This is a genomic window from Streptomyces sp. NPDC047453 (assembly GCF_040643155.1).
Taxonomy (GTDB): Bacteria; Actinomycetota; Actinomycetes; order Streptomycetales; family Streptomycetaceae; genus Streptomyces.
Map to the genome: position 1 here is coordinate 110,254 of NZ_JBEYTS010000018.1, position 23,730 is coordinate 133,983.

19 protein-coding genes and 1 pseudogene are annotated in these 23,730 nt (G+C 72.9%); 11 read left to right on the plus strand and 9 right to left on the minus strand.

The features are described from left to right. Positions 1 to 254 precede the first annotated feature (254 nt). From ABZ818_RS18570 to ABZ818_RS18595, 6 genes are all read left to right on the plus strand, one after another. The gene (locus ABZ818_RS18570; protein WP_361415525.1) at positions 255 to 1,079 is read left to right on the plus strand and encodes a helix-turn-helix domain-containing protein; all 825 of its coding nucleotides are present in this window, start codon (positions 255 to 257) and stop codon (positions 1,077 to 1,079) included. Then, positions 1,066 to 2,073: a helix-turn-helix domain-containing protein gene (locus ABZ818_RS18575; protein ID WP_361415527.1), complete on the plus strand. Its 1,008-nt coding sequence runs from the start codon at positions 1,066 to 1,068 to the stop codon at positions 2,071 to 2,073. Before ABZ818_RS18570 ends, ABZ818_RS18575 begins: the two co-directional genes overlap by 14 nt. Positions 2,074 to 2,176: 103 nt before the next feature. Further along, a complete protein-coding gene (locus ABZ818_RS18580; RefSeq protein ID WP_361415529.1) occupies positions 2,177 to 3,100 on the plus strand; it encodes a serine hydrolase in 924 nt (307 codons plus the stop codon). A gap of 97 nt (positions 3,101 to 3,197) precedes the next feature. Then, entirely contained in the window at positions 3,198 to 6,926 is a 3,729-nt protein-coding gene (locus ABZ818_RS18585) for an ABC transporter ATP-binding protein (protein WP_361415531.1), read from the plus strand. Between the two features lie 77 nt (positions 6,927 to 7,003). Beyond that, a complete protein-coding gene (locus tag ABZ818_RS18590) occupies positions 7,004 to 7,390 on the plus strand; it encodes a hypothetical protein (RefSeq protein WP_361415533.1) in 387 nt (128 codons plus the stop codon). Between the two features lie 98 nt (positions 7,391 to 7,488). Beyond that, positions 7,489 to 8,940, plus strand: coding sequence for a S28 family serine protease (locus ABZ818_RS18595; protein WP_361415535.1), 1,452 nt, complete (start codon positions 7,489 to 7,491; stop codon positions 8,938 to 8,940). Positions 8,941 to 9,028: 88 nt separating this feature from the next. Here ABZ818_RS18595 and ABZ818_RS18600 read toward each other — a convergent pair whose 3' ends face one another. From ABZ818_RS18600 to ABZ818_RS18610, 3 genes are all read right to left on the minus strand, one after another. Next, on the minus strand, positions 9,029 to 9,652 hold the full coding sequence (locus ABZ818_RS18600; RefSeq protein ID WP_361415537.1) for a hypothetical protein: 624 nt from the start codon (positions 9,650 to 9,652) through the stop codon (positions 9,029 to 9,031). A gap of 141 nt (positions 9,653 to 9,793) precedes the next feature. Beyond that, complete coding sequence (locus ABZ818_RS18605) at positions 9,794 to 11,623, minus strand: glycoside hydrolase family 3 protein (RefSeq protein WP_361415539.1); 1,830 nt, start codon at positions 11,621 to 11,623, stop codon at positions 9,794 to 9,796. Positions 11,624 to 11,965: 342 nt separating this feature from the next. Then, the gene (locus ABZ818_RS18610; RefSeq protein ID WP_361415541.1) at positions 11,966 to 12,883 is read right to left on the minus strand and encodes a LysR family transcriptional regulator; all 918 of its coding nucleotides are present in this window, start codon (positions 12,881 to 12,883) and stop codon (positions 11,966 to 11,968) included. 95 nt (positions 12,884 to 12,978) lie between these two features. Between ABZ818_RS18610 and ABZ818_RS18615 the strand changes: the two genes are divergently transcribed. Then, a complete protein-coding gene (locus ABZ818_RS18615) occupies positions 12,979 to 13,923 on the plus strand; it encodes an EamA family transporter (RefSeq protein ID WP_361415543.1) in 945 nt (314 codons plus the stop codon). Positions 13,924 to 14,187: 264 nt separating this feature from the next. Here the strand turns inward: ABZ818_RS18615 and ABZ818_RS18620 are convergent, their stop codons facing one another. The 3 genes from ABZ818_RS18620 to ABZ818_RS18630 form a co-directional block, all read right to left on the minus strand. Next, complete coding sequence (locus ABZ818_RS18620; protein ID WP_361415545.1) at positions 14,188 to 14,988, minus strand: sugar phosphate isomerase/epimerase family protein; 801 nt, start codon at positions 14,986 to 14,988, stop codon at positions 14,188 to 14,190. An 18-nt stretch (positions 14,989 to 15,006) separates the two neighbouring features. Beyond that, entirely contained in the window at positions 15,007 to 15,939 is a 933-nt protein-coding gene (locus ABZ818_RS18625) for a bifunctional helix-turn-helix transcriptional regulator/GNAT family N-acetyltransferase (protein ID WP_361415547.1), read from the minus strand. A 606-nt stretch (positions 15,940 to 16,545) separates the two neighbouring features. After that, a complete protein-coding gene (locus tag ABZ818_RS18630; protein ID WP_361415549.1) occupies positions 16,546 to 17,595 on the minus strand; it encodes a LacI family DNA-binding transcriptional regulator in 1,050 nt (349 codons plus the stop codon). Positions 17,596 to 17,884: 289 nt separating this feature from the next. Between ABZ818_RS18630 and ABZ818_RS18635 the strand changes: the two genes are divergently transcribed. From ABZ818_RS18635 to ABZ818_RS18645, 3 genes are read left to right on the plus strand one after another with little or no spacing between them, the layout of a single operon-like run. Next, positions 17,885 to 19,036, plus strand: a complete 1,152-nt coding sequence (locus ABZ818_RS18635; protein WP_361415551.1) for a Gfo/Idh/MocA family oxidoreductase — start codon at positions 17,885 to 17,887, stop codon at positions 19,034 to 19,036. After that, the gene (locus ABZ818_RS18640; protein WP_361415553.1) at positions 19,033 to 20,184 is read left to right on the plus strand and encodes a dihydrodipicolinate synthase family protein; all 1,152 of its coding nucleotides are present in this window, start codon (positions 19,033 to 19,035) and stop codon (positions 20,182 to 20,184) included. Before ABZ818_RS18635 ends, ABZ818_RS18640 begins: the two co-directional genes overlap by 4 nt. Then, positions 20,181 to 21,017: a sugar phosphate isomerase/epimerase family protein gene (locus ABZ818_RS18645; RefSeq protein WP_361415555.1), complete on the plus strand. Its 837-nt coding sequence runs from the start codon at positions 20,181 to 20,183 to the stop codon at positions 21,015 to 21,017. Before ABZ818_RS18640 ends, ABZ818_RS18645 begins: the two co-directional genes overlap by 4 nt. Positions 21,018 to 21,195: 178 nt before the next feature. Here the strand turns inward: ABZ818_RS18645 and ABZ818_RS18650 are convergent, their stop codons facing one another. After that, positions 21,196 to 22,098 carry a ribokinase gene (locus tag ABZ818_RS18650; protein ID WP_361415557.1) on the minus strand — a complete coding sequence of 301 codons (903 nt, stop codon included), beginning with the start codon at positions 22,096 to 22,098 and terminating at the stop codon, positions 21,196 to 21,198. A gap of 83 nt (positions 22,099 to 22,181) precedes the next feature. Then, on the minus strand, positions 22,182 to 23,198 hold the full coding sequence (locus ABZ818_RS18655) for a LacI family DNA-binding transcriptional regulator (protein WP_361415559.1): 1,017 nt from the start codon (positions 23,196 to 23,198) through the stop codon (positions 22,182 to 22,184). A gap of 200 nt (positions 23,199 to 23,398) precedes the next feature. Here ABZ818_RS18655 and ABZ818_RS18660 point away from each other — a divergent pair, with 200 nt between their 5' ends. Further along, on the plus strand, positions 23,399 to 23,611 hold the full coding sequence (locus ABZ818_RS18660) for a DUF4287 domain-containing protein (RefSeq protein WP_361415561.1): 213 nt from the start codon (positions 23,399 to 23,401) through the stop codon (positions 23,609 to 23,611). Positions 23,612 to 23,629: 18 nt separating this feature from the next. Here the strand turns inward: ABZ818_RS18660 and ABZ818_RS18665 are convergent. Continuing rightward, a pseudogene (locus tag ABZ818_RS18665) lies at positions 23,630 to 23,725 on the minus strand (glutamate synthase-related protein); the annotation flags it as partial. Positions 23,726 to 23,730: the final 5 nt, after the last annotated feature.

Sequence of the window (23,730 nt, forward strand, 5' to 3'; positions counted from 1 at the left end):
CCCCGCCGGGCACCACCGACACTGCCCGCCGGCCGCGGGGGCGGGCCACAACCGCCGCCGGAATGCTGCCCACATGGGACGTCCCCTCTCCTGACCTGCGGGGACGTGCCGTTCGACGAGGCAGTGGCGGGACGCGGGTTACCCCAGGCGGTGGTTGAAAGCACCCTTTCGGGGGACGGTGTCGGGGAACCGCGGCGAGAACCCGCCGCATCTTCGGTAAAGAGTTGCTGGCATACGGAAGAGATGTGGGGGACATGTCTCCTTGGAAGCAACTGCCGACCTCGCTCGACCCCAGGATGCGCCAACTGGTCCTGCAGCTTCGCCGGGTCAAGGACCACAGCGGTCTCAGCCTGCAGGCACTGGCCGCCAGAACCGGGTACAGCCGCTCCTCCTGGGACCGGTACCTCAACGGCCGGGCGCTGCCTCCCCAGCCTGCCGTGGCCGCCTTCGCCCGCGCCTGTGCCGCCGACCCCGGCCGGCTGCTGGCCCTGCACGAGGTGGCCGCGGCGGCGCTGGACGGCGCCGCACGGGACACGCGCGGCAAGGAGGCGGAGACATCCGAGGAGCCGGAGGAGCCGGCCTACGCCGGGAAGGGCACGCGGGACGACGAGCCGGGGAGCGGCCGGCGATCGTGGGTGGCCTTCCTGGCGGCGGCGTCCGTCACGGCCCTGCTGGCCCTGACCGCGCTGCTGATGGCCGCCCCCTGGGACCACGGCAGGGCGCCGGACCGGCCGGCGGCCGCGGCGGGGAGTTCCGCCAAGGAACGGGTCGGGGACCCGTTCGTGTTCCAGGCGGGCAAGGACTACGCGTGCTCGGTCCGGAGGGGCAAGGACGGTCTGCTGTACGCGGGTTACAGCAACACCCGTACGGAGCTGCTCGGCATGGGATCCGCACAGTGGCCCGTCGTCGAGGCGCAGTGCCTGCTGCGGCACCACGGCTTCTCGCCGGGGCTCGCCGACGGGGCCTTCGGCAGCGGCACCGAGCGTGCGGTGCAGCGGCTGCAGCGGGACGCGCACATCGTCGTGGACGGGGTGGTCGGCGAGGACACCTGGGGAGTGCTGCGGCATGACACCCGGTGACCGGCACCTGGAATGCGACCGGCTGGCCGGGACGCTGCGCGGCCTGCGCGCCCGGACCGGCCTGAGCCTGGCCGGACTGGCGGACAAGACGCGGTACAGCAAGTCCTCCTGGGAGCGTTACCTCAACGGCAAGACGGTCCCGCCCCGGCAGGCCGTCGAGGCGCTGTGCGCCCTGGCGGGCGAGGATCCCGGCAGACCGCTCGCCCTGTGGGAGCTGGCCGAGGCCGTGTGGAGCGAGCGTTCCGGGCGTCCGCCGGAGCCCGCACCGCCGACCGCCCGAGCCGGACGCCCCGTGCCCTGCCCGGCGTCACCTCCGGACCCCGCCGAGGCCGGGCCCATGAAGAGCGGCACCGCCCAGCCTTCGGGAGACGACACGGCCGGGCCCGCCGAGGACGGCGCCGCAGCCCCGCGGGCGTCCCGTCGTGCCGCGTCCGAGGCGTCCGGTCACTCGGCGCGTCGGCTCCTACGCCCGTGCGTGCGCCGGGAGTTGGCCGTCGGAGGGCTCTGCGGTCTGGCCGCCGTCGCCGTCGCGGCGGCGCTCGTGGCCGCCGGTGCCTTCGGAGCCGGTCACCGGCAGTCGGTCGGCTCTCCGGCCACGTCCGCCCCGACGGTCCCGGCGTCGCCGGGCTGCGAGGGCGGCGGCTGCACGGGCAAGAACCCCGAGAGTTACGGATGCGACGTCATACCCCCGCCGACGACGCTGCGACGGCAGGCTTTCCCCGGACGAACCGTGGTCAAGATCCGGCACGGTGCCGCCTGCCACGCCGTGTGGGCCCGTATCGACCTGGGGAAGGTCGGCGATCGGGTCGAGATCCGCATACCGGGCCATGCTCCGCTGACGGCGGAGGTCAAGGACGAGTACGACGCGAAGGGTTCCCTTTCCACTCCCATGATCGCCCTCGGCCGCTCCGGCCCGGACACCGCCAGCGCCTGCCTGGTGCGGCAGCAGGAACGACGCTGCTTCGGCCTGCACGGAGCCGGTTCGTCCGGGTAGGGACGGCGATGGCCGGTCTGCACCCTTTCTTTGGTGGATAACGGTGGGTCAAATCTCAGACAACTCGCACAACCATTCGCCGCAGCCCGTACGTCAACTGGACATGACTCACTCGACAACCCGACGCGCCAGAGTGCTCGCGGCGGGCGTGGGCGCCGGGATGCTGATTCCCTGCGTGGCCGCCGCGCCGCCCGCCGCGGCCGCCGCACCCACGGTCAGCTGCACGTCCGACAAGGCAGGCCTGGCGGCCAAGTTGCAGAAGGACATCACCGCGGCCATGGCGAGCCGCAAGGGCACCATCGCCGTCGGTCTGCGCGATCGCGGCACCAACACGACCTGCACGCTGCGCCAGTCGACCGCCTACGACTCGGCGAGCGTGGTCAAGGTCACCGTCCTCGCCACCCTGCTGTGGGACGCCAAGAAGCACAACCGCTACCTCACCACCCGCGAGTCCACGCTCGCCACGGCCATGATCACCAAGTCGGACAACAACGCCACCTCCAGCCTGTGGAAGCAGCTGGGCGTGACGAAGGTGAAGGGCTTCCTGACCGCGGCCGGCATGACGCAGACCAAGCCCGGCGCGAACGGCTACTGGGGACTGACCCAGATCACCGTGCGCGACGAGCAGAAGCTGCTCGCACTGATCACGGCGAAGAACTCCGTGCTGAGCGACAACTCCCGCGCCTACATCCTCAAGCTCATGGGCCAGGTCGTCTCCTCCCAGCGCTGGGGCACGCCCGCCGGGGCGCCGTCCTCCGTCGCCGTGCACGTCAAGAACGGCTGGCTGTCGCGCTCCACGCACGGCTGGCGGGTGCACAGCGTCGGCACCTTCGACGGCGCCGGCCGCGACTACATGATCACGGTGCTCACCCAGGACAACAGCACCATGAACTACGGCGTCACCACCATCCAGAACATCGCCAAGGCCATCCACAAGGACCTCGTCCCCACGACGACGAACACCGTGCGCTACGTGCCCACCACCACACCGAAGGAGGCGTTCGTGGCGGTCCCCTCCGGCGGGTGATCCCCACGCCGCCGGGCGCGCTGCCACGGAGGGATGAAATCCGCCGCCGTGCGCGTTGGTGTCTTCCGGAAGATCAGCTCTTGAGGGAGGCACCGACGTGGCAGCGCAGCCGGGGTGGGCGCGGAGACTGGCCGGGTACGCCTGGCGTTACCCCAAGGACGTCGTCCTCGCCCTCGGCGCCTCGCTCGCCGGCATGGCCGTCACGGCGCTGGTACCGCTGATCACCAAGGTGATCATCGACGACGTGATCGGCGGCCACAGCCGCGGTATGGCCCCCTGGGCGGGCGCCCTGATCGCCGCCGCGCTCGTCGTCTACGTCCTCACCTACATCCGCCGCTACTACGGCGGCCGACTCGCCCTCGACGTCCAGCACGACCTGCGGACGGAGATGTACGAGACGATCACCCGGCTCGACGGCAGACGCCAGGACGAACTGTCCACCGGCCAGGTGGTCGGCCGCGCCACCAGCGACCTCCAGCTGATCCAGGGCCTGCTCTTCATGCTGCCGATGACCATCGGCAACGTACTGCTCTTCCTGATCTCCCTGGTGATCATGGCCTGGCTGTCGCTGCCGCTGACCCTGGTCGCCCTCGCCGTCGCCCCGGCCCTCGGCTGGATCGCCCGGCGCAGCCGCACCAAGCTCCACCCCGCCACCTGGTACGCACAGGCGCAGGCCGCCGCCGTCGCCGGCGTGGTCGACGGCGCGGTGGGCGGCGTACGCGTGGTGAAGGGCTTCGGACAGGAGGAGCAGGAGACCGCCAAGCTGCGCGACGTCGGCCGCAGGCTGTTCGCCGGGCGGCTGCGCACCATCCGGCTGAACTCCAGGTTCACCCCCGCCCTCCAGGCCGTGCCCGCCCTCGGCCAGGTCGCCATGCTGGCCCTCGGCGGCTGGCTCGCCGTGCGCGGGCACATCACGCTGGGCACGTTCGTCGCCTTCTCCGCCTACCTCGCCCAACTCGTCGGCCCGGTCCGCATGCTCGCCATGGTGCTCACGGTCGGGCAGCAGGCCCGGGCGGGCACCGAACGCGTCCTGGAGCTGATCGACACCGAGCCCACCCTGACCGGGGGCACCAAGGAACTGCCCGCCGACGCCCCCGCGACCGTCGAGTTCGACGACGTCTCCTTCGGCTACGAGGACGGCCGGCCCGTCCTCCAGGGGCTGTCCTTCGAGATCCGCCCCGGCGAGACCCTGGCCGTCGTCGGCTCCTCCGGCTCCGGCAAGTCCACGGTCTCGCTGCTGCTGCCCCGCTTCTACGACGTCACCCACGGCGCCGTCCTCGTCGGCGGCCACGACGTGCGCGAGCTGACCCTGGACTCGCTCAGGGCCGCGATCGGCCTGGTGCCCGAGGACTCCTTCCTGTTCTCCGACACCGTCCGCGCCAACATCGCCTACGGCCGCCCCGACGCCACCCCGGAGCAGATCGAGGCCGCCGCCCGCGCCGCCCAGGCCGACCGTTTCATCTCGGAGCTGCCCGAGGGCTACGACACCAAGGTCGGCGAGCACGGCCTGACCCTCTCCGGCGGTCAGCGCCAGCGCGTCGCACTGGCCCGCGCGATCCTCACCGATCCGCGCCTGCTCGTCCTGGACGACGCGACCTCCGCCGTGGACGCCCGGGTCGAGCACGAGATCCACGAGGCCCTGGCACAGGTCATGGAGGGCCGCACCACCCTCCTCATCGCCCACCGCCGCTCCACCCTGAACCTCGCCGACCGCATCGCCGTCCTCGACCATGGCCGCCTCGCCGACATCGGCACCCACGACGAGCTCCAGGAGCGGTCCCCCCTCTACCGGCGCCTGCTCACCGACCCCGACGAGCTCGGCGGCGTCTCGCCGGGCCACGCCCAGCCCGCCGCGCCCCCGGAGGACGTCTCCGTCCGGGAGGAACTGGACGCCGAGTTCGACGCCGAGCGCGGCATCACGCCCACACTGTGGGCGGGGGACCGCGAGCCCCGGGACACGGCGATGGCCGGCATGCCCGCCACCCCCGAACTGCTCGCCCAGGTCGCGGCGCTGCCGCCCGCGAACGACACCCCCGACATCGACGAGGGGCGGGCCGTCCGCCCGGAGGACTCCTACGGCCTGCGCCGCCTGCTGCGCGGCTTCGGCCTGCCGCTCCTGGCCAGCCTGGGCCTGGTCGCCGTGGACGCCGGCATGGGCCTGCTGCTGCCGATCCTGATCCGGCACGGCATCGACCAGGGCGTCACACGGATGGCCCTGGGCGCCGTATGGGCGGCCTCGCTGCTCGCCCTGCTCGCCGTGCTGGTGCAGTGGTCGGCGCAGATCGGCGAGACCCGGATGACCGGGCGGACCGGCGAGCGGGTGCTGTACTCGCTGCGCCTGAAGATCTTCGCCCAGCTCCAGCGGCTCGGCCTGGACTACTACGAGCGCGAGCTGACCGGCCGGATCATGACCCGGATGACGACGGACGTGGACGCGCTGTCGACGTTCCTGCAGACCGGTCTGGTCACGGCGTTCGTCTCGGCCGTCACCTTCTTCGGCATCATGGTCGCCCTGCTGGTGATCGACGTGCAGCTGGCGCTGGTCGTCTTCGCGACGCTGCCGCCGCTGGTCGTCGGCACGTTCTTCTTCCGCCGTGCGAGCGTGAAGGCGTACGAGCTCGCCCGTGAGCGGGTGTCGGTGGTCAACGCCGACCTCCAGGAGTCGGTGGCCGGGCTGCGGATCGTGCAGGCCTTCCGGCGCGAGCGGGACGGCGGGCGGCGGTTCGCCGAGCGCAGCGACAGCTACCGCCAGGCGCGGATCCGGGGCCAGTGGCTGATCTCGGTCTACTTCCCGTTCGTGCAGTTCCTGTCCTCGGTCGCGGCGGCCTCGGTGCTGATCGCGGGCGCGGGCCGGGTGGAGGCGGCCACGCTGACCACGGGCGCCCTGGTGGCGTACCTGCTCTACATCGACCTGTTCTTCGCGCCCGTCCAGCAGCTCTCCCAGGTCTTCGACGGCTACCAGCAGGCGACCGTCTCCCTGGGCCGCATCCGGGAACTGCTCCGGGAGCCGACGTCCACGAAGTCCGCCGCCGAGCCCCTCGACGTGGCCGCCCTGCGCGGCGAGATCGCCTTCGAGGACGTGCACTTCCGGTACGGCGCCGCCGAGGCGGGCGAGGCGGCACTCACCGGTGTCGACCTGCGCGTCCCGGCCGGACAGACCGTCGCCTTCGTCGGCGAGACCGGCGCGGGCAAATCGACCCTGGTGAAGCTGGTGGCCCGGTTCTACGACCCGACCGGCGGCCGGGTGACCGTCGACGGCACGGACCTCAGGGCGCTGGACCTCACCGCGTACCGGCACCGGCTCGGGGTCGTGCCGCAGGAGGCGTACCTCTTCCCGGGCACCGTCCGCGACGCCATCGCCTACGGCCGCCCCGACGCCACCGACGCCGAGGTGGAGGCAGCCGCGCGCGCGGTCGGCGCGCACGAGATGATCGCCACGCTGGAGGGCGGCTATCTGCACGAGGTCGCCGAGCGCGGGCGCAATCTGTCGGCCGGTCAGCGCCAGCTGATCGCGCTGGCCCGCGCCGAACTCGTCGACCCCGACGTGCTGCTCCTCGACGAGGCGACCGCCGCGCTCGACCTGGCCACCGAGGCACAGGTCAACCAGGCCACCGACCGGCTCGCGGGCCGCCGTACGACACTGGTGGTCGCCCACCGGCTGACGACGGCCGCCCGCGCCGACCGGGTGGTGGTGATGGACCACGGCCGGGTCGCCGAGGACGGCACGCACGAGGAACTGCTGGCCCGCGGCGGGCGGTACGCCGAGCTGTGGCGGACGTTCGTCGGCGCGCCCGAGTCGGAGGAGCAGGTCAGCACGTCCCGCTGAGCCCGCGGGCGCAACCATCCGGCCCTCGGGCCGCGTCCGTACATCCGTACGCTTGTACGCTCACGTCAGGGGGGACCGTGGACAGTGCTGCGATACGCCGGCGGCCGCTGCCGCTCGTGGCCGTGCTGACCGGGGCGGTGCTGCTGGCGTTCGCCGCGCCCGGCACCGCCCAGGCAGCCACCGCCTGCGCCGGCCGCGAGGTCAGAACGCTCTCCTTCGCCACCGGCACCGTCCACGTCCACAAGCGCGACGGCTACGTCTGCGCCCTCACCGTCACCAGGAAACCCGGCCCCAAACGGCCGATGTCGGTGACGGTGCAGGCCCGCGGCAACCGCCCGGTCACCGACAAGGGCCGCTACTCCCAGCACGCCGGCCCGGTCACCGTGCACGCGGGCCACCGGTGCGTGCGGGTCGCCGGATCGGTGGGGTCGAAGTCGGTGCACACGGACTGGATCCTGTGCTGAACCGCTGAAACACGTTCAGGTATTTTCCCTGCTCCCCTGGTGTGCACCCGAGTTGCTCCGATAGCTTCCGGCGAACATCTGTCTCATAGGGAGGGTGCATGCGCAAGGCGCTCAGATGGCTGCTCGCGCTCACGGTGTCCATCGGCACACTGAGCACGGCGGGGGTGGCTACCGCGGCCCAGCCGGAGGCCACGAACGGCCCCGCAAGCAGCACGGAAGCCGACATCCTGAACCAGCTCCTGGCCATTCCGGGCATGAGCCTGATCCAGGAGAAGCCCTACGCCGGCTACCGCTACTTCGTCCTCAACTACACCCAGCCGGTCGACCACCGCGACCCCTCGAAGGGCACCTTCGAGCAGCGGATCACCGTGCTGCACAAGGGAGTCGACCGCCCGACGGTCTTCTACACCGGCGGCTACAACGTCTCCACGACCCCCAGCCGCCGCGAGCCCACCCAGATCGTGGACGGCAACCAGGTCTCCATGGAGTACCGGTTCTTCACCCCGTCCCGGCCCGCCCCGGCCGACTGGTCCAAGCTCGACATCTGGCAGGCCGCCAGTGACCAGCACCGCATCTACCAGGCGCTGAAGCCGGTCTACTCGCAGAACTGGATCGCCACCGGCGGCTCCAAGGGCGGCATGACGGCCACCTACTACAAGCGCTTCTACCCCGGTGACATGGACGGCGTGGTCGCCTACGTCGCGCCCAACGACGTGGTCAACAAGGAAGATTCCGCCTACGACCGCTTCTTCGCCACCGTCGGCACCAAGGAGTGCCGCGACCGGCTGAACGGCGTGCAGCGGGAGGCGCTGGTGCGCCGGGAGTCGCTGGAGAACAAGTACGCCACGTACGCCGCCGACAACGGCTACACCTTCACCACCGTCGGTAACCTCGACAAGGCGTACGAGGCCGTCGTCCTCGACTACGTGTGGGGCTTTTGGCAGTACAGCCTGCTGAAGAACTGCGACACCATCCCGGCCGACGCCAAGAACGCCACCGACCAGCAGATCTGGGACACCGTCGACACCCACTCCGGGTTCTCCGCCTACACCGACCAGGGCCTGGAGCAGTACACGCCGTACTACTACCAGGCGGGCACACAGCTGGGCGCGCCGACGATCCAGTTCCCGCACATCGAGAAGCAGCTGATCCGCTACGGCTACCAGCCGCCGCGCAACTACGTGCCGCGGTCCATCCCGATGAAGTTCCAGCCGTCGGCGATGCGTGACGTGGACACCTGGGTGCGCCAGCACGCGAACCAGATGCTCTTCGTGTACGGGCAGAACGACCCGTGGGGCGCGGAGCCGTTCCGCCTCGGCAACGGGGCACGGGACTCGTACGTGTTCACGGCGCCCGGCATGAACCACGGGGCGAACGTCGCCGGTCTCGTGGCGGACGAGAAGGCGCTCGCCACGGCGAAGATCCTCAAGTGGGCCGGAGTCGCCACCCCGGCGGTCCAGGTGAACCCGTCGGTGGCCAAGCCGCTGGCCGGCTTCGACGCGAAGCTGGACGTGCGGGACGTGGAGCGCGAGCCCGCGCTCAGGCCGTGACGCGCCGGTCGGCACCCGCCGACACGCACGCGCTGATCGACACGCGCTGATCGACACGCGCTGATCCATTGGTGGGCTGCGCCCGGAGTCACAGTTTCCGGGCGCAGCCCACCGGTTCGTCGCCGCCGAGCCGGACGTACAGGGCGGTCGACGCCGGGCACTGGCCGCGGTCGCGCACCGCCCGCGTCACCCGGTACTCCGGTTTCCTCCTGCCCGTGCCGTCGCACGCGGTCTCCCGGACCTGGCCGCGGCCGGAGCTGTAGAGGCAGTCGCCGACGACGGTGCGCGGGCCGCCCCCGCCGCCGGGGTCGCCGGGGTGTGGCGGCTGGAGATTGCGCATGCAGGCGTAGCCCCGCGGGATCGCGCCGCCCTCCTGGCCGGGGGCGGCCGGCTGGGCGCCGATGTGCAGGACGAAGTCGGTGTCCGGCGGGCAGGGCGGGCCGTCGCCGGGCCGGCCGTCGTGGCGGGCGATCACCCGGGCCGCAGCCCGCTCCCCGGAACACGGCACCTCGGTGAAGCTCGTCGTGCCGAAGGAACTGCACTCGCCCAGGCCGAGGAACACCGCGCCGTGACCGGAGGGCCGCGCGGAGGCCGGGGCGCCGCCCCGCTCCTGGCCGCTCGTGGACCCGGACGGCCGCCCGCAGCCCGTCAGCAGAGCCACGAGCAGCGCCGGCAGGGCGCACGTCACCCCCACGGACCATTTCCCGCGCATCGCCATCCCCCGGTCCACCCCCCGGCCCAGCGTGGCCCGCCACAGCGGGGCCACGCCAGGCGTGCGGGGTGCTTCGGGCCAGTTGGCGGTGGCGCGCCGGGGGTGCGGCGTAAGCGCCGTACGCCCGGCGCGCGAGGGCGGCTAGTACGACAGGCCGTACCCGATGGGGTACAGGACCTGCGCCGGGTCGTCCGCCCGCTGGACCGGCACCGGGAGCCTGCCGTGCGGCCGCACCTGCCCTGCGATCACCCGTGCGGCGGCGCGCAGTTCCACGTCGGTCCAGGAGTAGGCCGCCAAGTAGGCCGGGACCGTGGGAAGGTGGGCGATGTCGTAGGGGTTGCGGATCGCGACCGCGATCACCGGGCGGCCGGTGGCGACGAGCCGTTGCACCAGCGTCTTCTGGGAACTGCCCGCCGTGACGTTGTACGTCCCGACCACCACCGCGTCCGCGTCCTGTGCCGCGGCCACCGCCTTGTCGATGGTCGCCGCCGACGGGGCGGTGCCCGTCGACAACGCCGTGGCCTGGAAACCGAGTTCGGTGAGGGCGGCGGCGAGCACTCCGGTGGGCGGGCCCGTGGTGCCCGACGGGGAGGCGGGGTCGGCGCCGACGACGAGCAGCTTGTTGTGGCTGCGGCGGGACAGCGGCAGCAGGCGGCCTTCGTTGGCCAGCAGGGTCGTGGTCCGCTCGGCGACGCGGTCGGCCGCCGCCAGGTGGGTGCCGATGCCCACGACGCGGTCGACGTCCGCCTGGCTGACGTAGGGGTCGTCGAGCAGTCCCAGCTTCGCCTTCATCCGCAGGATGCGCAGGATCGACTCGTCGAGCCGGGCCTCGGTCAGCTCGCCGGCGCGCACCGCGCTCAGCACCGCGTTCCAGGCCACGTCCAGCGAGGGCGGGTTGAGCAACTGGTCCACGCCCGCCTTCAGCGCCAGCACCGGCACCCGGTCGTCGCCGTACTTGGTGCGCACGCCGTCCATGCCGAGCGAGTCGGTCACCACGACCCCGTCGTAGCCGAGTTCGCCGCGCAGGATGCCGGTGAGGACCGGGTGGGAGAGAGTGGCCGGGTCGCCGGAATCGTCCAGCGCCGGGAACTGGATGTGCGCGGTCATGATCGAGTCGATGCCGGCCTTGATCGCGGCCCGGAACGGCACCGCGTCCAGCTTCTCCCACAGCTCGCGGCTGTGCGTGATGACCGGGAAGCCGTAGTGGCTGTCGGTGGCGGTGTCCCCGTGCCCGGGGAAGTGCTTGGCGGTCGCCGCCACCTTGGAGCTCTGGTAGCCCTTCACCTCCGCGGCCACCAGCCCCGCCACCGCGTCCGGGTCGGCGCCGAAGGACCGTACGCCGATGACCGGGTTGGCCGGGTTGACGTTCACGTCGGCGTCGGGGGAGTAGTCCTGGTTGATGCCGAGGGCGCGCAGCTCGGCGCCGGATATTCGGCCCAGGGTGTGGGCGTCGGCGGGCGAGCCGCCCGCGCCCATCGCCATGGCGCCCGGGAAGAGGGTCGCGGGCTTGCCCACACGGCAGACGATGCCGTGCTCCTGGTCGGTGGCCACGAGCAGGGGCAGACCGCGCGGCTGCCCGAGGGCCGCCTGCTGGATCCCGTTGGACAGGTCGGCGATCTGGTGCGGGTTCTTGGTGTTGTTGGCCCAGGCGAAGTAGATGATGCCGCCGACGCGGTACTTGGCGACCAGCTCGGCGGCCGTGCGGACGCCGATCTCCTTGAGGTTGGCGTCGATGTCGGCCTGAGTCGGGGCAGTGGCCGAGTGGCCGTAGACCCGCATCACGAAGAGCTGGCCGACCTTCTCCTCGAGCGTCATCCGGGAGATGAGGGCACGCAGCTTCTGGTCGTTGTGGGAAGCGGCGTGGGCGGTGCCGGTGCCCTGGACCGCCAGGGCGGCGGTGATGCCGGCGGTGGCGGCGAGGAGGGTACGTCTGGAGGGAAGTGCGGTGGTTCCCGTGCTGGTGTCGTGCACGTGCGCCCCTTCCGGAGGAGATCGGCTGGAGTACCACTGAAGGAAACTTCCGAGGAGTCACCAATATCCGGGAAGTTTCTGCCAGTCAAGGGAGTGCACAGGAACCGGTGGGGGCCGCCGCCGGCGTTGCCGGAGGGGGGCGCGCCGACGGCGGCGGGCTGCCGACCGCGGTGCGGAGGAGAGGGTGGTCGGCGACCGCCGGCCGTCGGCGAGGCCGACACCGCACCGCGCGGACTCCTCCGGCAGCTCGCCGGTTGGACGGGCGGGAGCGGGGGCGGGTTCCCGGCCGGGCGCGGATTCCCACACGTCGGTGCGGATGTGGCCGCGAGGGCTCAGCGGGGCTCAGCGGGGCGTGTGGGCGGACACCTCGGGCCAGTGCTCCCGCAGGGTGCGCACCGTCTCCGCGATGGCCGGCCTCCGGGCGGCGCCCGTGCGCCACAGCGCGTACAACCGCCGTACGGGCATGGGGTCCAGCGGCACCTCCACGACCCCCTCGGGCAGCGGGCCCCTGCCCAGGCGCGGGATCAGCGCGACGCCCAGGCCCGCGGCGACCAGGGCGACCAGGGTCGGGTTCTCGTCGGCCTGGTGGACCACGTTCGGCTCGTGCCCGGCGGCGCGCAGGGTGCGCAGCAGCCAGTCGCTGCACACCCGGCCCGGCGGCTGGCAGATCCACCGCTCGCCGCCCAGCTCCTCGCGCCGTACCCCCGTCCGCCCCGCGAACGGGTGCCCGGCCGGCACCAGCAGGTCGCACAAGTCGTCCCCGATGACGGCCTGTTCCACCCCGGACGGCGCGGGCAGCGGGGCGATGTCCCAGTCGTGCGCGACGGCCAGGTCGACGGCGCCCTTGGCGACCAGGTTCACCGAGAGATGCGGGTCGACCTCGCTGAGCCGGGCGTCCAGGGCCGGATGCCGGCGGGCCAGGTCCGCGAGGACGCGGGGCATGAGCCCGCGCGCCGCCGAGGCGAACGCCGCCACCAGCAGCCGCCCGGCGGGCACCCCGCGCCGCTTCTCCAGCTCGGTCTCGGCGCGCTCCACGAGCGTCAGCAACTCTCCTGCTGTGACGACCAGTTGGTGTGCCTCGTCGGTGAGCCGCACCCCGCGCCCCTCGCGTTCGAGGAGTACGGTCCTGGTCTCCCTCTCCAGCTTGGCGATCTGCTGCGACACCGCCGACGAGGTGTACCCGAGCGCGGCGGCGGCCGCCCCGACGGTGCCGTGCACGGAGACGGCGTGCAGGGCGCGCAGACGCTGGAGATCGAGCACGGTTCCTCCGACGGGCGAATGGTTAGCAGTGCTTCACTCCATGGTGCAGCAATCATCGCTGGTGCTTCACGGTCCGCGGAAGTGATCCTCGGTACATGCGACCTGCCCATGTCCTGCTCGCCGTCCTCGTCGCCGCCGTCTGGGGTGTGAACTTCACCGTCATCGAGGTCGGCCTCGGCCACTTCCCGCCCCTGCTGTTCTCGGCCCTGCGCTTCCTGGCGGCCGCGGTGCCCGCCGTCTTCCTGGTGGGCCGGCCGAAGGTGGCGTGGAAATGGATCGTGGCGGTGGGACTGGTGCTCGGCGTCGCCAAGTTCGGGCTGCTGTTCGTCGGGATGGACGCCGGGATGCCCGCCGGGCTCTCCTCCCTGGTGCTCCAGATCCAGGCGGTCTTCACGGCCCTGTTCGCCTTCCTGGTGCTGGGCGAACGGCCCACGGGCGTACGGGTGCTGGGCATGGGCGTGGCACTCGTCGGCATCGGCGTCGCGGCCGTGGACGAGGGCACCGCGGGCCCCCTCGGTGCCTTCGCGCTCGTCGTCGCCGCGGCGGCCTGCTGGGGCGTCTCCAACGTCCTGACCCGCAAGGCGACCTCCCCGGACGCACTGAACTTCATGGTCTGGGTGAGCACCGTCCCGGTCCTGCCGCTGCTCGGCCTGTCGCTGCTGCTGGAGGGCCCCTCCCGGGACCTGGCCGCGCTGCGCGCCCTGGACTGGCAGGGCGCGGGCACGGTCCTCTACGTCGCCTGGATCACCACGGTCTTCGGCTTCGGCGCCTGGGGGTGGCTGCTGCGCCGCCACCCGGCCTCCACGGTCGCGCCGTTCTCACTGCTGGTCCCGGTCTTCGGCATGTCCTCGGCGGCGCTCTTCCTCGGCGAATCGGTCAGCCCCCTGCGCTGGTGCGCGGCGGCGCTGCTGGTCGGCGGGGTGGCGCTGACCTCGCTCGCACCGAGCCGCCGCCGCGAGCAGCCGCCGGCCCCGGCCCCGGAGACCGCCGTCCACGCCGAAGGCCCCGAGCCGTCGCACCTCGCCGGGCTGCCGCGGTGAGGCCGGCGGCACCACCGGTGGCGGTCCGGTCGCAGCACTAGTGCCCCAACAGGCAACGTTCGCCACGTCGCGACGCCCGGCACGCTCCCCCGAGCTCTTCGAGCAGGGGGGACCCCCACTCGCCGCACCGGTCGAAAGCCCAAGTACGTCCAGTACGAGGACTTCCGGCCGGCACTCCCCCAAGCTCTTCGAGCAGGGGGACCCCCAGAGCAGGCACCGGACGCCGCTCCTTGACGGGCGAACGTTGCCTGCCGGGGCACTGGGTCAGGCCGACTCGGTCAGCAGCCGGGCCAGATGCTCCCGCCCCGGACCGAGCAGGTCCGGCAGCGGTGCCGCCGCCTCGTACCAGCGCTTCTCGTACTCCCAGCACAGCCAGCCGTCCCAGCCGTGGCGGGTGAGGACCTCCACGCACTCGGCGAGCGGCAGGGCACCCGCGCCCAGGGGGAGGGGCGTCGTGTCGTCGGCCGAGGCGATGTCCTTGACCTGGACGTAGCCGAGGTACGGGGAGAGGGCGGCGAAGGTCTCCGGGGGCTGCTCGCCGCCCAGCCAGGTGTGCATCACGTCCCACAGGGCGCCGATCTGGCGGTGGCCGACCGGACCGAGGACGCGCAGGACGTCCGCGCCCGTGCGGTGCGAGTCGTGGGTCTCCAGCAGGATGCGGACGCCCAGGTCGGCGGCGTGTCCGGCGACGGCCGCCAGCCGCCGGGCGGCGAGGGCGTCGCCCTCCGGGGCCGGCCGCCGCGGATCCGCGCCGGGAAACACCCGCACGAAGGAAGCGCCCAAGTCTCCGGCGAGCTTGAGGAGTTCGCGGATCTCACGATCCACGGCCGCGTCGTCGCCGGGCGCGGCGACCCGCGGGTACCCGGCGAGCCCCAGGATCCCGACCCCGCCCGCCTCGAACTCGGCGGCCACCTCGGCCCGTTCAGTGGCCCCGAGTCCCGGGTGCACCGGCTCCTCGGGGTGGGCGCGCAGTTCGACACCGTGGTAGCCGTGCGCGGCGGCGAGCCGGACCACGTCCGGTACGGGCAGACCGGGCACACCCAGGGTGGAGAAGGCGAACTTCATGGGCAGGGACCCTACCCGTCATGCGCCCGGTTCGCCCAGATTCAGCCGCCAGTCCTGGCCCACCAGATCCTTGCCGAAGGAGTGGTGCGGCTGCTCGGAGACCAGGACGAAGCCGTGCCGCTGGTAGATGCGGCGGGCGCTGCCGAGCACGTCGTTGGTCCACAGCACCAGGTCCCGGTAGCCGGCCCCACGCGCGAAGTCGACGACCGCACGCACCAGCCGGTCGCCGATGCCCAGTCCGCGCGCCTCGGGCCCGACGAGCAGCAGCCTCAGCCGGGCGGTGGCCGGGGCCTCGTCCCGTACGCACATCACGCATCCCACCGGCCGCCCGTCGAGCTCGGCGATCCACACCCGCTCCAGGTCCGGGTCGTGGTCCTCGGCGAAGCCGGCGACGATCCTCGCCACCAGGCCCTCGTAGCCGGCGTTCCAGCCGTACTCGGCGGCGTACACCGCGCCGTTGCGCTGCACGATCCAGCCCAGGTCGCCGAATCCCGGCCCGCGCAGCACGACGTCCTCCGGCCGGGGCGCCCGCCCCTCGGACAGGATCTCCCGTACGGTGCGCATCGCGTCCGCCAGCCGCGGCCGGTCCGCCGGCGGTACGGAGAGCAGCAGCCGGCCGACGGACTCCCGCGCCCGCTCCTCCAGCAGGCCGCCGGTCTCCCTGCCCCGCGGGGTGAGGGCGACGCTCCGGCGCCGGGGATCACGCTCGGACGGCCCGCGCTCGACCAGCCCCTCCCGCTCGAACTTGTTGAGGATCCGGCTCAGGTACCCGGCGTCCAGCGAGAGTTCGGCCCGCAGGTCCGCCGCGTCGGTCCGGGGCGCGTGCGCGAGTTCGTAGAGCACCCGGGACTCGGTGAGCGTGTAGGGGGCGTAGAGGTGGCGGCCGTAGTCGAGGGCGCCGATGGCGTTGGTGTAGAAGCGGTTGAACGCGCGGATGTCCTGGACGGTCATGTGGGGCCCCCATAGGCGAGGGGTGGGAGACGGGCACGGTTCCGCCACCGGCCCGGACAGCCCGGATACTTGACCCAGTCAGAGAAACCGCTCACCCCGAGGCTATCCCCGCAACGACCACCCGTCCACGCCTCGGCCTCGCTCCGCCACACGCCCCGCGCGGTGCGCCCGTGGACTCGCGCGGTGCCTCACGCGCGGCGCGGCGTCTTACGCCCCCCGGTGCCTCACGCCTCGCGTAGTGCCTCACGCCCCGAGCGGCGCTTCACGCCCGTACGGCGTCTCACGCGCCGCTTGGTGCTCGCACGACCCGCGCTCCTCAAGTCCCGCGGGACGTCTCACGCCCCGCCAGATGCCTCCGTCTCGCGCGGTGTCTCACCCCGTGGCGCCGCACGTTGCGGGGTCCCCGTGGGTTCTCGTGTGTCTCACGTCCCGCGAGGTGTGCCCGTGGACTCGCTCGGTGCCTCACGCCCCGCGCTCACGTCCTGCGGGATGTGTCTCCTGCCCTGCGGGACGTCTCCCGTCCCGCCAGGTGCCTCCGCCTCCGCGCGATGTCTCACCCCTGCGCGGCGCTTCACGTCGCGGGGTCCCCGTGGGCTCGCGCGTGCCTCAGGCCCCCCGCGGTGCCCCCGTGGACCCCCGCACCATCAGCTCTCCCGGGATGGTCGCGACGCCTCCGGGCGGCGGCTCCTCGCGGCCCATCGCGATGCGGCCCGCGCGCGCCCCCGCTTCCGCGAGCGGCAGCCGGACCGTCGTGAGGGCGGGGACCGTGTCGACGCTGAAGGGCAGGTCGTCGAAGCCCGCCACCGAGACGTCCTGGGGGATGCGCAGACCGGACTCGCGCAGTGCGGCGCAGGCGCCCAGCGCGACGGAGTCGTTCGCTGCGACGACCGCCGTCAGGGACGGGTCGCGGCGCAGCAGCTCCAGGGTGCCCTCGTGGCCGGACGAGCGGTCGTACCGGCCGTAGACCGTACGGCCGGGGTCGTCCTCGATGCCCGCCGCCGCCAGCGCCTCCCGGTGGCCCTCCAGGCGGTGCCGGGTGGTCGTCCGCTCCTCGGGACCCGCGATGTAGCCGAGCCGCCGGTGGCCCAGGGCGATCAGATGCTCCGTCAACCGCCGTCCGCCGCCCCGGTTGTCGAAGGCCAGCGCGATCGCCTGGGTGCCGGGCGCCGGCGGCCGCCCGCACAGCACCACGCGCGTCCCGGCGTCGGCCAGCTTGCGCAGCTTCGCCGAGACCGCCGCCGCGTGCGGCGCGTCCTCCACGGCCCCGCCGGTCAGCACCACCGCCGCCGCCCGCTGCCGTTGCAGCAGGGTCAGGTAGGTCAGCTCGCGGTCCGGTGAGCCGCCCGTGTTGCAGACCACCGCCAGCCGCTCTCCGCCGGCCCGGCCCCCGGGGCCGCCGATCTCCGACTGGATGGCGCTCGCCATGATCCCGAAGAAGGGGTCGGCGATGTCGTTCACCAGGATGCCGACCAGGTCGGAGGTCGCGGCGGCGAGCGCGCTCGCGGGGCCGTTGAGCACGTAGTCCAGCTCGTCGACCGCCTTCAGCACCCGCTCCCGGGTGGAGGCGGCGACCGGGTAGTTGCCGTTCAGCACGCGCGACACCGTCGCGGGAGAGACCTGTGCGCGGGCCGCCACGTCCGCCAGGGTCACCGTCATCTCGTCGTCCTCCGGTCGCGCATCTCGTCCTCGTACGTGCCGTGCTCAGCCGGTACGTGTCACCCGCGGCCCGCCGTCGGGGATGCGGCCGCTCAGGGTGTCGAGCAGACCTTACGGCCACCCGGCCCACCCGTTCGCCCCCTCGAACCAGCACGTCCTGGACGGGCTCTTGTCCGGACCGCTGTCCAGAGGCTAGCTTCTCTGTGTATAGAAAGCGCTTGCTGCAACGCTCACCAGTGCGACCACCGGGGGCGTACGCGGCGCGTGGACCGCGTACGAAGGGACTGACGTGACACGCAAGACGGTGCGGATCGCCATGAACGGCGTGACCGGTCGCATGGGGTACCGCCAGCATCTGGTCCGATCGATCCTCGCCCTGCGTGAGCAGGGCGGACTCGACCTCGGCGACGGCACCGTGCTGTGGCCGGAACCGGTCCTGGTCGGCCGGCGCGAGCACGCCCTGCGGGCGCTCGCCGAGAAGCACGGCCTGGAGCACGTCTCGACCGACCTGGACGCCGTCCTCGCCGACCCGGCCGTCGACATCTACTTCGACGCGCAGGTCACCTCGGCCCGCGAGGAGGCGATCAAGAGGGCGATCGCCGCCGGCAAGCACGTCTACACCGAGAAGCCCAGCGCCACCGGCCTGGAGGGCGCCCTGGAGCTCGCCCGGCTCGCCCGCGAGGCCGGCGTCAAGCACGGCGTCGTCCAGGACAAGCTCTTCCTGCCCGGACTGCTCAAGCTGAAGCGGCTGATCGACGGCGGCTTCTTCGGCCGGATCCTGTCCGTGCGCGGCGAGTTCGGCTACTGGGTCTTCGAGGGCGACTGGCAGGACGCCCAGCGCCCGTCCTGGAACTACCGCGCCGAGGACGGCGGCGGCATCGTCGTCGACATGTTCCCGCACTGGGAGTACGTGCTGCACGAGCTGTTCGGCCGGGTCACCTCCGTACAGGCCCTCGCCGCCACCCACATCCCCCAGCGCTGGGACGAGAACGGCAAGCCCTACGAGGCCACCGCCGACGACGCCGCCTATGGCGTCTTCGAGCTGGAGGGCGGCGTGATCGCCCAGATCAACTCCTCCTGGGCGGTCCGCGTCAACCGCGACGAACTCGTCGAGTTCCAGGTGGACGGCACCGAGGGGTCGGCCGTCGCCGGCCTGCGCAACTGCCGCGTCCAGCACCGCTCCGCCACCCCCAAGCCGGTCTGGAACCCCGACATCCCCGCCACCGAGGCATTCCGCGACCAGTGGCAGGAGGTGCCCGACAACCAGGACTTCGACAACGGCTTCAAGGCCCAGTGGGAGCTGTTCCTCAAGCACGTCTACGCGGACGCCCCCTACCACTGGGACCTGCTCGCCGGCGCCCGCGGCGTCCAACTGGCCGAGCTGGGCCTGAAGTCCTCGGCCGAGGGCCGCCGCCTCGACGTACCGGAGATCCAGCCGTGACCATCCGACTGCCCGGCGCGGGCGGGGCGCTGCGGACCTACGAGCCCCGCACCGAGCCGTTCGCCCCCACCCCCGGCACGCCCTTCACCTCCCGCACCGTCTTCTCGGCGGCGCACGTCGTCGCCGACCCGTTCGCCGACGCGTCGCCCGACTCGCCCGCCGCCGTCGACTGGGACGCCACCCTCGCCTTCCGCCGCCATCTGTGGGCCCACGGGCTCGGCGTCGCCGAGGCCATGGACACCGCGCAGCGCGGCATGGGCCTGGACTGGGCGGGCGCGGCCGAGCTGATCCGCCGGTCCGCTGCCGAGGCCCGCGGCGTCGGCGGGCGGATCGCCTGCGGCGTCGGCACCGACCAGCTCACCGGCGGCTCGCTCGCGCAGATCCGGGCCGCGTACGAGGAGCAGCTCGCCGTCGTGGAGGAGGCGGGCGCCCAGGCGATCCTGATGGCCTCGCGCGCCCTGGCGGCCACGGCCGAGGGCCCGGAGGACTATCTGGAGGTCTACGGCCACCTGCTCCGCCAGGCCGCCGACCCGGTGATCCTGCACTGGCTCGGCCCCATGTTCGACCCGGCCCTGGAGGGTTACTGGGGCTCGGCCGACCTGGACGCGGCCACCGACACCTTCCTCCAGGTCATCGCCGCCCACCCCGAGAAGGTCGACGGCGTGAAGATCTCGCTGCTGGACGCCCAGCGGGAGATCGACCTGCGCCGCCGACTCCCGCAGGGCGTGCGCTGCTACACCGGCGACGACTTCAACTACCCGGAGCTGATCGCCGGCGACGAGCAGGGCTTCAGTCACGCGCTGCTCGGCATCTTCGACCCGCTCGGACCGCTGGCGGCCGAGGCGGTACGGGTCCTGGACACCGGGGACGTCAAGGGCTTCCGCGGCCTGCTCGACCCCACGGTCGAACTGTCCCGGCACCTCTTCCAGGCTCCCACCCGCTTCTACAAGACCGGCGTGGTGTTCCTGGCCTGGCTCGCCGGGCACCAGGCGCACTTCACGATGGTCGGCGGCCTCCAGTCGGCCCGCTCCCTGCCGCACCTCGCCCGCGCCTACGAACTCGCCGACGGACTCGGCCTGTTCCCGGATCCGAAGCTCACCGAGGAGCGGATGAAGAACCTGCTGTCGCTGTACGGGGTGAACCAATGAGCGCGGACCTGGAACGCTTCTCGATCAACCAGATGACGGTCAAGCAGCTGTCACTGCCAGAACTGGTGGACACCTGCCTGGAGTTGGGAGTGCCGGGCGTAGGCCTGTGGCGCGAACCGGTGCGGGCGTACGGGGTGGAGGCCGCCGCCAAGCTCGTACGGGACGCGGGCCTCACCGTCACCACCCTGTGCCGGGGCGGCTTCCTCACGGCGATCGACCCGGTCGAGCGGGCCGAGGCGCTGGGCGACAACCACGCGGCGATCGACGAGGCCGCGGCGCTCGGCACGGACACGCTGGTGCTGGTCTCCGGCGGACTGCCCGCCGACAGCAAGGACCTGCATGGGGCCCGTGAGCGCATCGCGGACGCCCTCGCCGTCCTCGGCCCGTACGCCGCCGAGCGCGGTGTCCGCCTGGCCATCGAGCCGCTGCACCCCATGTACGCCGCCGACCGCTGCGTGGTCTCGACCCTCACCCAGGCGCTCGACCTCGCCGAGCGCTTCCCCGCCGGCCAGGTCGGCGTCACCGTCGACACGTACCACATCTGGTGGGACGACACCGCTCCGGAGCAGATCGCGCGGGCGGGCGCGGGCGGCCGCATCCACACCTTCCAGCTCGCCGACTGGACCACCCCGTTGCCCGAGGGTGTGCTCAACGGTCGCGGCCAGATCGGCGACGGCTCGATCGACATGCGGGAGTGGAAGCGGTACGTGGAGGCGGCCGGCTACACCGGCGCCATCGAAGTCGAGCTGTTCAACGAGGAGTTGTGGGCCCGGGACGGACGGGAGGTACTGGCGGAGACGGCGGACCGGTTCGTGGATCACGTGATCCGATGACCGTCCGACGCAGGCGAAGAGCCGAGGGGGCGGGTCGACGGACCGGGACCCCTCGAAGCCGTCCGGGCGCCGCACCCCCGGACGGGCCACGGACGAACACCCGCACGGCTCAAGTCGGACGCCCCGCACGGCTCAAGAGGAACGCCCCACCCCGCTCAAGACGGACACCCCACCCCCCTCAAAGGGCGTCGACCTCCGCCGCCGTCGGGTAGGACTCCTGCGCGCCCCGCCGGGTGACGGCGACCGCGCCGACCCGGGCCGCGTAGGCCGCCGCCTCCTCCAGGGACGCGCCCGCGCCCAGCCGCCAGGCCAGCGCCGCGGTGAACGCGTCGCCCGCGCCCGTGGTGTCCACGGCGTCCACCTTCACGGACGGGACCCGGGCGACCCTGTCGGCGGACGCCACCAGCGCGCCCTCGCCGCCCAGCGTGACCACCACCGAGCGCGGGCCCAGGGCAAGCAGGTCCCGCGCCCAGCTCTCGGGGGTGTCGCCCGCCTCGGCGCCGCCCAGGATCACCTTCGCCTCGTGCTCGTTCACGATCAGCGGGTCGCAGGCCTTCAGGAGTTCCTGCAGCAGCGGGCGCGGCGGCGACGGGTTCAGCACGAAGCGGCTGCCCGGCGCGAGGTTCCGCACCGCCTCCACGACCGTCTCCAGCGGGATCTCCAGTTGCGCCGAGACCACCCGGGAGGCGCGCAGGAGGGCCCCGGCCGCGCGGACGTCCTCGGGGGTGAGCCGGCCGTTGGCGCCCGGCGAGACCACGATGCTGTTGTCGCCGGACGGGTCCACCGTGATCAGCGCGACCCCGGTCGGCGCCCCGCCGACCAGCACGCCCGCCGGGTCGACCCCGGCCGCGCGCTGGGCGTCGAGCAGCAGCCGGCCGTGGGCGTCGTCGCCGACCCGGGCCAGCAGCGCCGTCCGGGCCCCGAGCCGGGCGGCGGCCGCGGCCTGGTTGGCGCCCTTGCCGCCGGGGTGGACGCTCAGATCGGAACCGAGCACCGTCTCCCCGGCGGCGGGCCGCCGCTCGACACCGATCACCAGGTCGGCGTTGGCCGACCCCACGACCAGGAGGTCGTAGTCGTACATGTGCGCTCTCTCCTTACGGGGCTGATCCACGAGGGGGCCCGGGGCTGATTCATGAGGGGGCCCGGACGACTGGCGGAAACCGGTCAGGCCGCCGCCACCGCGTCGCCGCCCGGCTCGCCGCAGGAGCGGCGTACGACCAGCCGGGCGGGGAGGGTGACGGACCGCGCGGGCCGTCCCGCTATCCGGTCGACCAGGGCGCGTACGGCGGCCCGCCCCAGCTCGCCGGTGGGCTGGGCGATCGCGGTGATCGGCGGGTCGGTGTGCGGGAACCACGGGATGTCGTCGAACGCGGCCAGGGCGATGTCGTCGGGCACCCGCAGCCCGCGCGCGCGGATGGCGTCCAGCGCGCCGAGCGCCATCAGGTTGTCGGCGGCGAACACGGCCTCGGGAGGCTCGGGCAGCCCGAGGAAGCCCTCGGTGACTCGCCGGCCGCTCCCGGCCCTGAAGTCGCCCTGGCCGACGTACGCGTCCGGGAGCGGGAGGCCGTGGGCGGCCAGCGCCTCGCGGAACGCCTCGACGCGCTCGCGGCCGGTGGTGGTGGCCGCGGGGCCCGCGATGATCGCGAGCCGCCGGTGGCCGAGTCCGTACAGGTGCGCGACGAGATCCCGTACCGCCGCCGGCCCGTCCGAGCGGACGACGGGCACGTCCACGCCCTCGATCCACCGGTCCACGAACACCATCGGCGTGCCCGCGCGCGCGGCGTCCAGCATCAGCGGGGAGCCGCCGTCGGTGGGGGAGACCAGGAGGCCGTCGATACGGCGGTCGAGCAGGGTCCGTACGTGGTGGTCCTGGAGGCCGGGCCGCTCGTCCGCGTTGCCGATGATCACGCTGTAGCCGAGGGTGCGGGCCTCCTCCTCGACGGAGCGGGCCAGCGCGGTGAAGTACGGGTTGAGCACGTCGCTGATGACCAGGCCCAGGGTGCGGGTCCGGTGGGTGCGCAGGGACCGGGCGACGGCGTTCGGGCGGTAGCCCAGTGCCTCGACGGAGGCCAGCACGCGTGCGCGTGCGTCGGCGCTGACCGACGGGTGCTCGTTCAGGACGCGCGAGACCGTGGCGACGGACACGCCCGCCACGGCGGCGACGTCCTTGATGCTCGCCATCGCCGCACCTCCTCGTGGAATCGATTACACAAACGATTGGAAACGATTACACGGGCCGACCGCAAGGGCCCGTTGCCGGATCGTTGTCCTTCGGGGCCGGCCCGGGGAGTGGCGCGAAATCGCCCCCGTCCGAGCGATGAGTCCGCCCTCCGGCGTCAGTCATCACACACGACAGCGTCCGCCACAGGAAGGCACCCGCCATGACCGCCGCCGCCAAGGGCCCCGCGAGCTACTTCCCCTCCATCGAGAAGAAGTACGGCCGGGCGATCGCCGAGTGGAAGGACCTCATCCGCTCCTCGCCGCTGACCAAGCACATGGAACTGGTCAACTGGCTCAAGTCCGAGCACGGCCTGGGGCACGGCCACGCCAACGCCCTGGTGGCCCACACCCTCGCCGAGGGCAAGGCCGGATGAGCGGCGGGCCCCGCCGCCGGCCCGGCCGGCGGCCACCGTGCCGACACCGACCTCGGAGACCAGCTTGACGTGGATCCGCGCCCGCGGGTTCGCGTTCTTCAGGTCGTGGATCAGTTGGG

Bases quoted from the DNA above. Each gene is read 5' to 3' on its own strand.
- ABZ818_RS18600 (WP_361415537.1), bottom strand. From the start codon at position 9,652: ATGCGCGGGAAATGGTCCGTGGGGGTGACGTGCGCCCTGCCGGCGCTG.
- ABZ818_RS18660 (WP_361415561.1), top strand. From the start codon at position 23,399: ATGACCGCCGCCGCCAAGGGCCCCGCGAGCTACTTCCCCTCCATCGAG.
- ABZ818_RS18645 (WP_361415555.1), top strand. From the start codon at position 20,181: ATGAGCGCGGACCTGGAACGCTTCTCGATCAACCAGATGACGGTCAAG.
- ABZ818_RS18570 (WP_361415525.1), top strand. From the start codon at position 255: ATGTCTCCTTGGAAGCAACTGCCGACCTCGCTCGACCCCAGGATGCGC.
- ABZ818_RS18575 (WP_361415527.1), top strand. From the start codon at position 1,066: ATGACACCCGGTGACCGGCACCTGGAATGCGACCGGCTGGCCGGGACG.
- ABZ818_RS18620 (WP_361415545.1), bottom strand. From the start codon at position 14,988: ATGAAGTTCGCCTTCTCCACCCTGGGTGTGCCCGGTCTGCCCGTACCG.
- ABZ818_RS18595 (WP_361415535.1), top strand. From the start codon at position 7,489: ATGCGCAAGGCGCTCAGATGGCTGCTCGCGCTCACGGTGTCCATCGGC.
- ABZ818_RS18615 (WP_361415543.1), top strand. From the start codon at position 12,979: ATGCGACCTGCCCATGTCCTGCTCGCCGTCCTCGTCGCCGCCGTCTGG.
- ABZ818_RS18650 (WP_361415557.1), bottom strand. From the start codon at position 22,098: ATGTACGACTACGACCTCCTGGTCGTGGGGTCGGCCAACGCCGACCTG.
- ABZ818_RS18580 (WP_361415529.1), top strand. From the start codon at position 2,177: ATGACTCACTCGACAACCCGACGCGCCAGAGTGCTCGCGGCGGGCGTG.
- ABZ818_RS18655 (WP_361415559.1), bottom strand. From the start codon at position 23,198: ATGGCGAGCATCAAGGACGTCGCCGCCGTGGCGGGCGTGTCCGTCGCC.
- ABZ818_RS18625 (WP_361415547.1), bottom strand. From the start codon at position 15,939: ATGACCGTCCAGGACATCCGCGCGTTCAACCGCTTCTACACCAACGCC.
- ABZ818_RS18630 (WP_361415549.1), bottom strand. From the start codon at position 17,595: ATGACGGTGACCCTGGCGGACGTGGCGGCCCGCGCACAGGTCTCTCCC.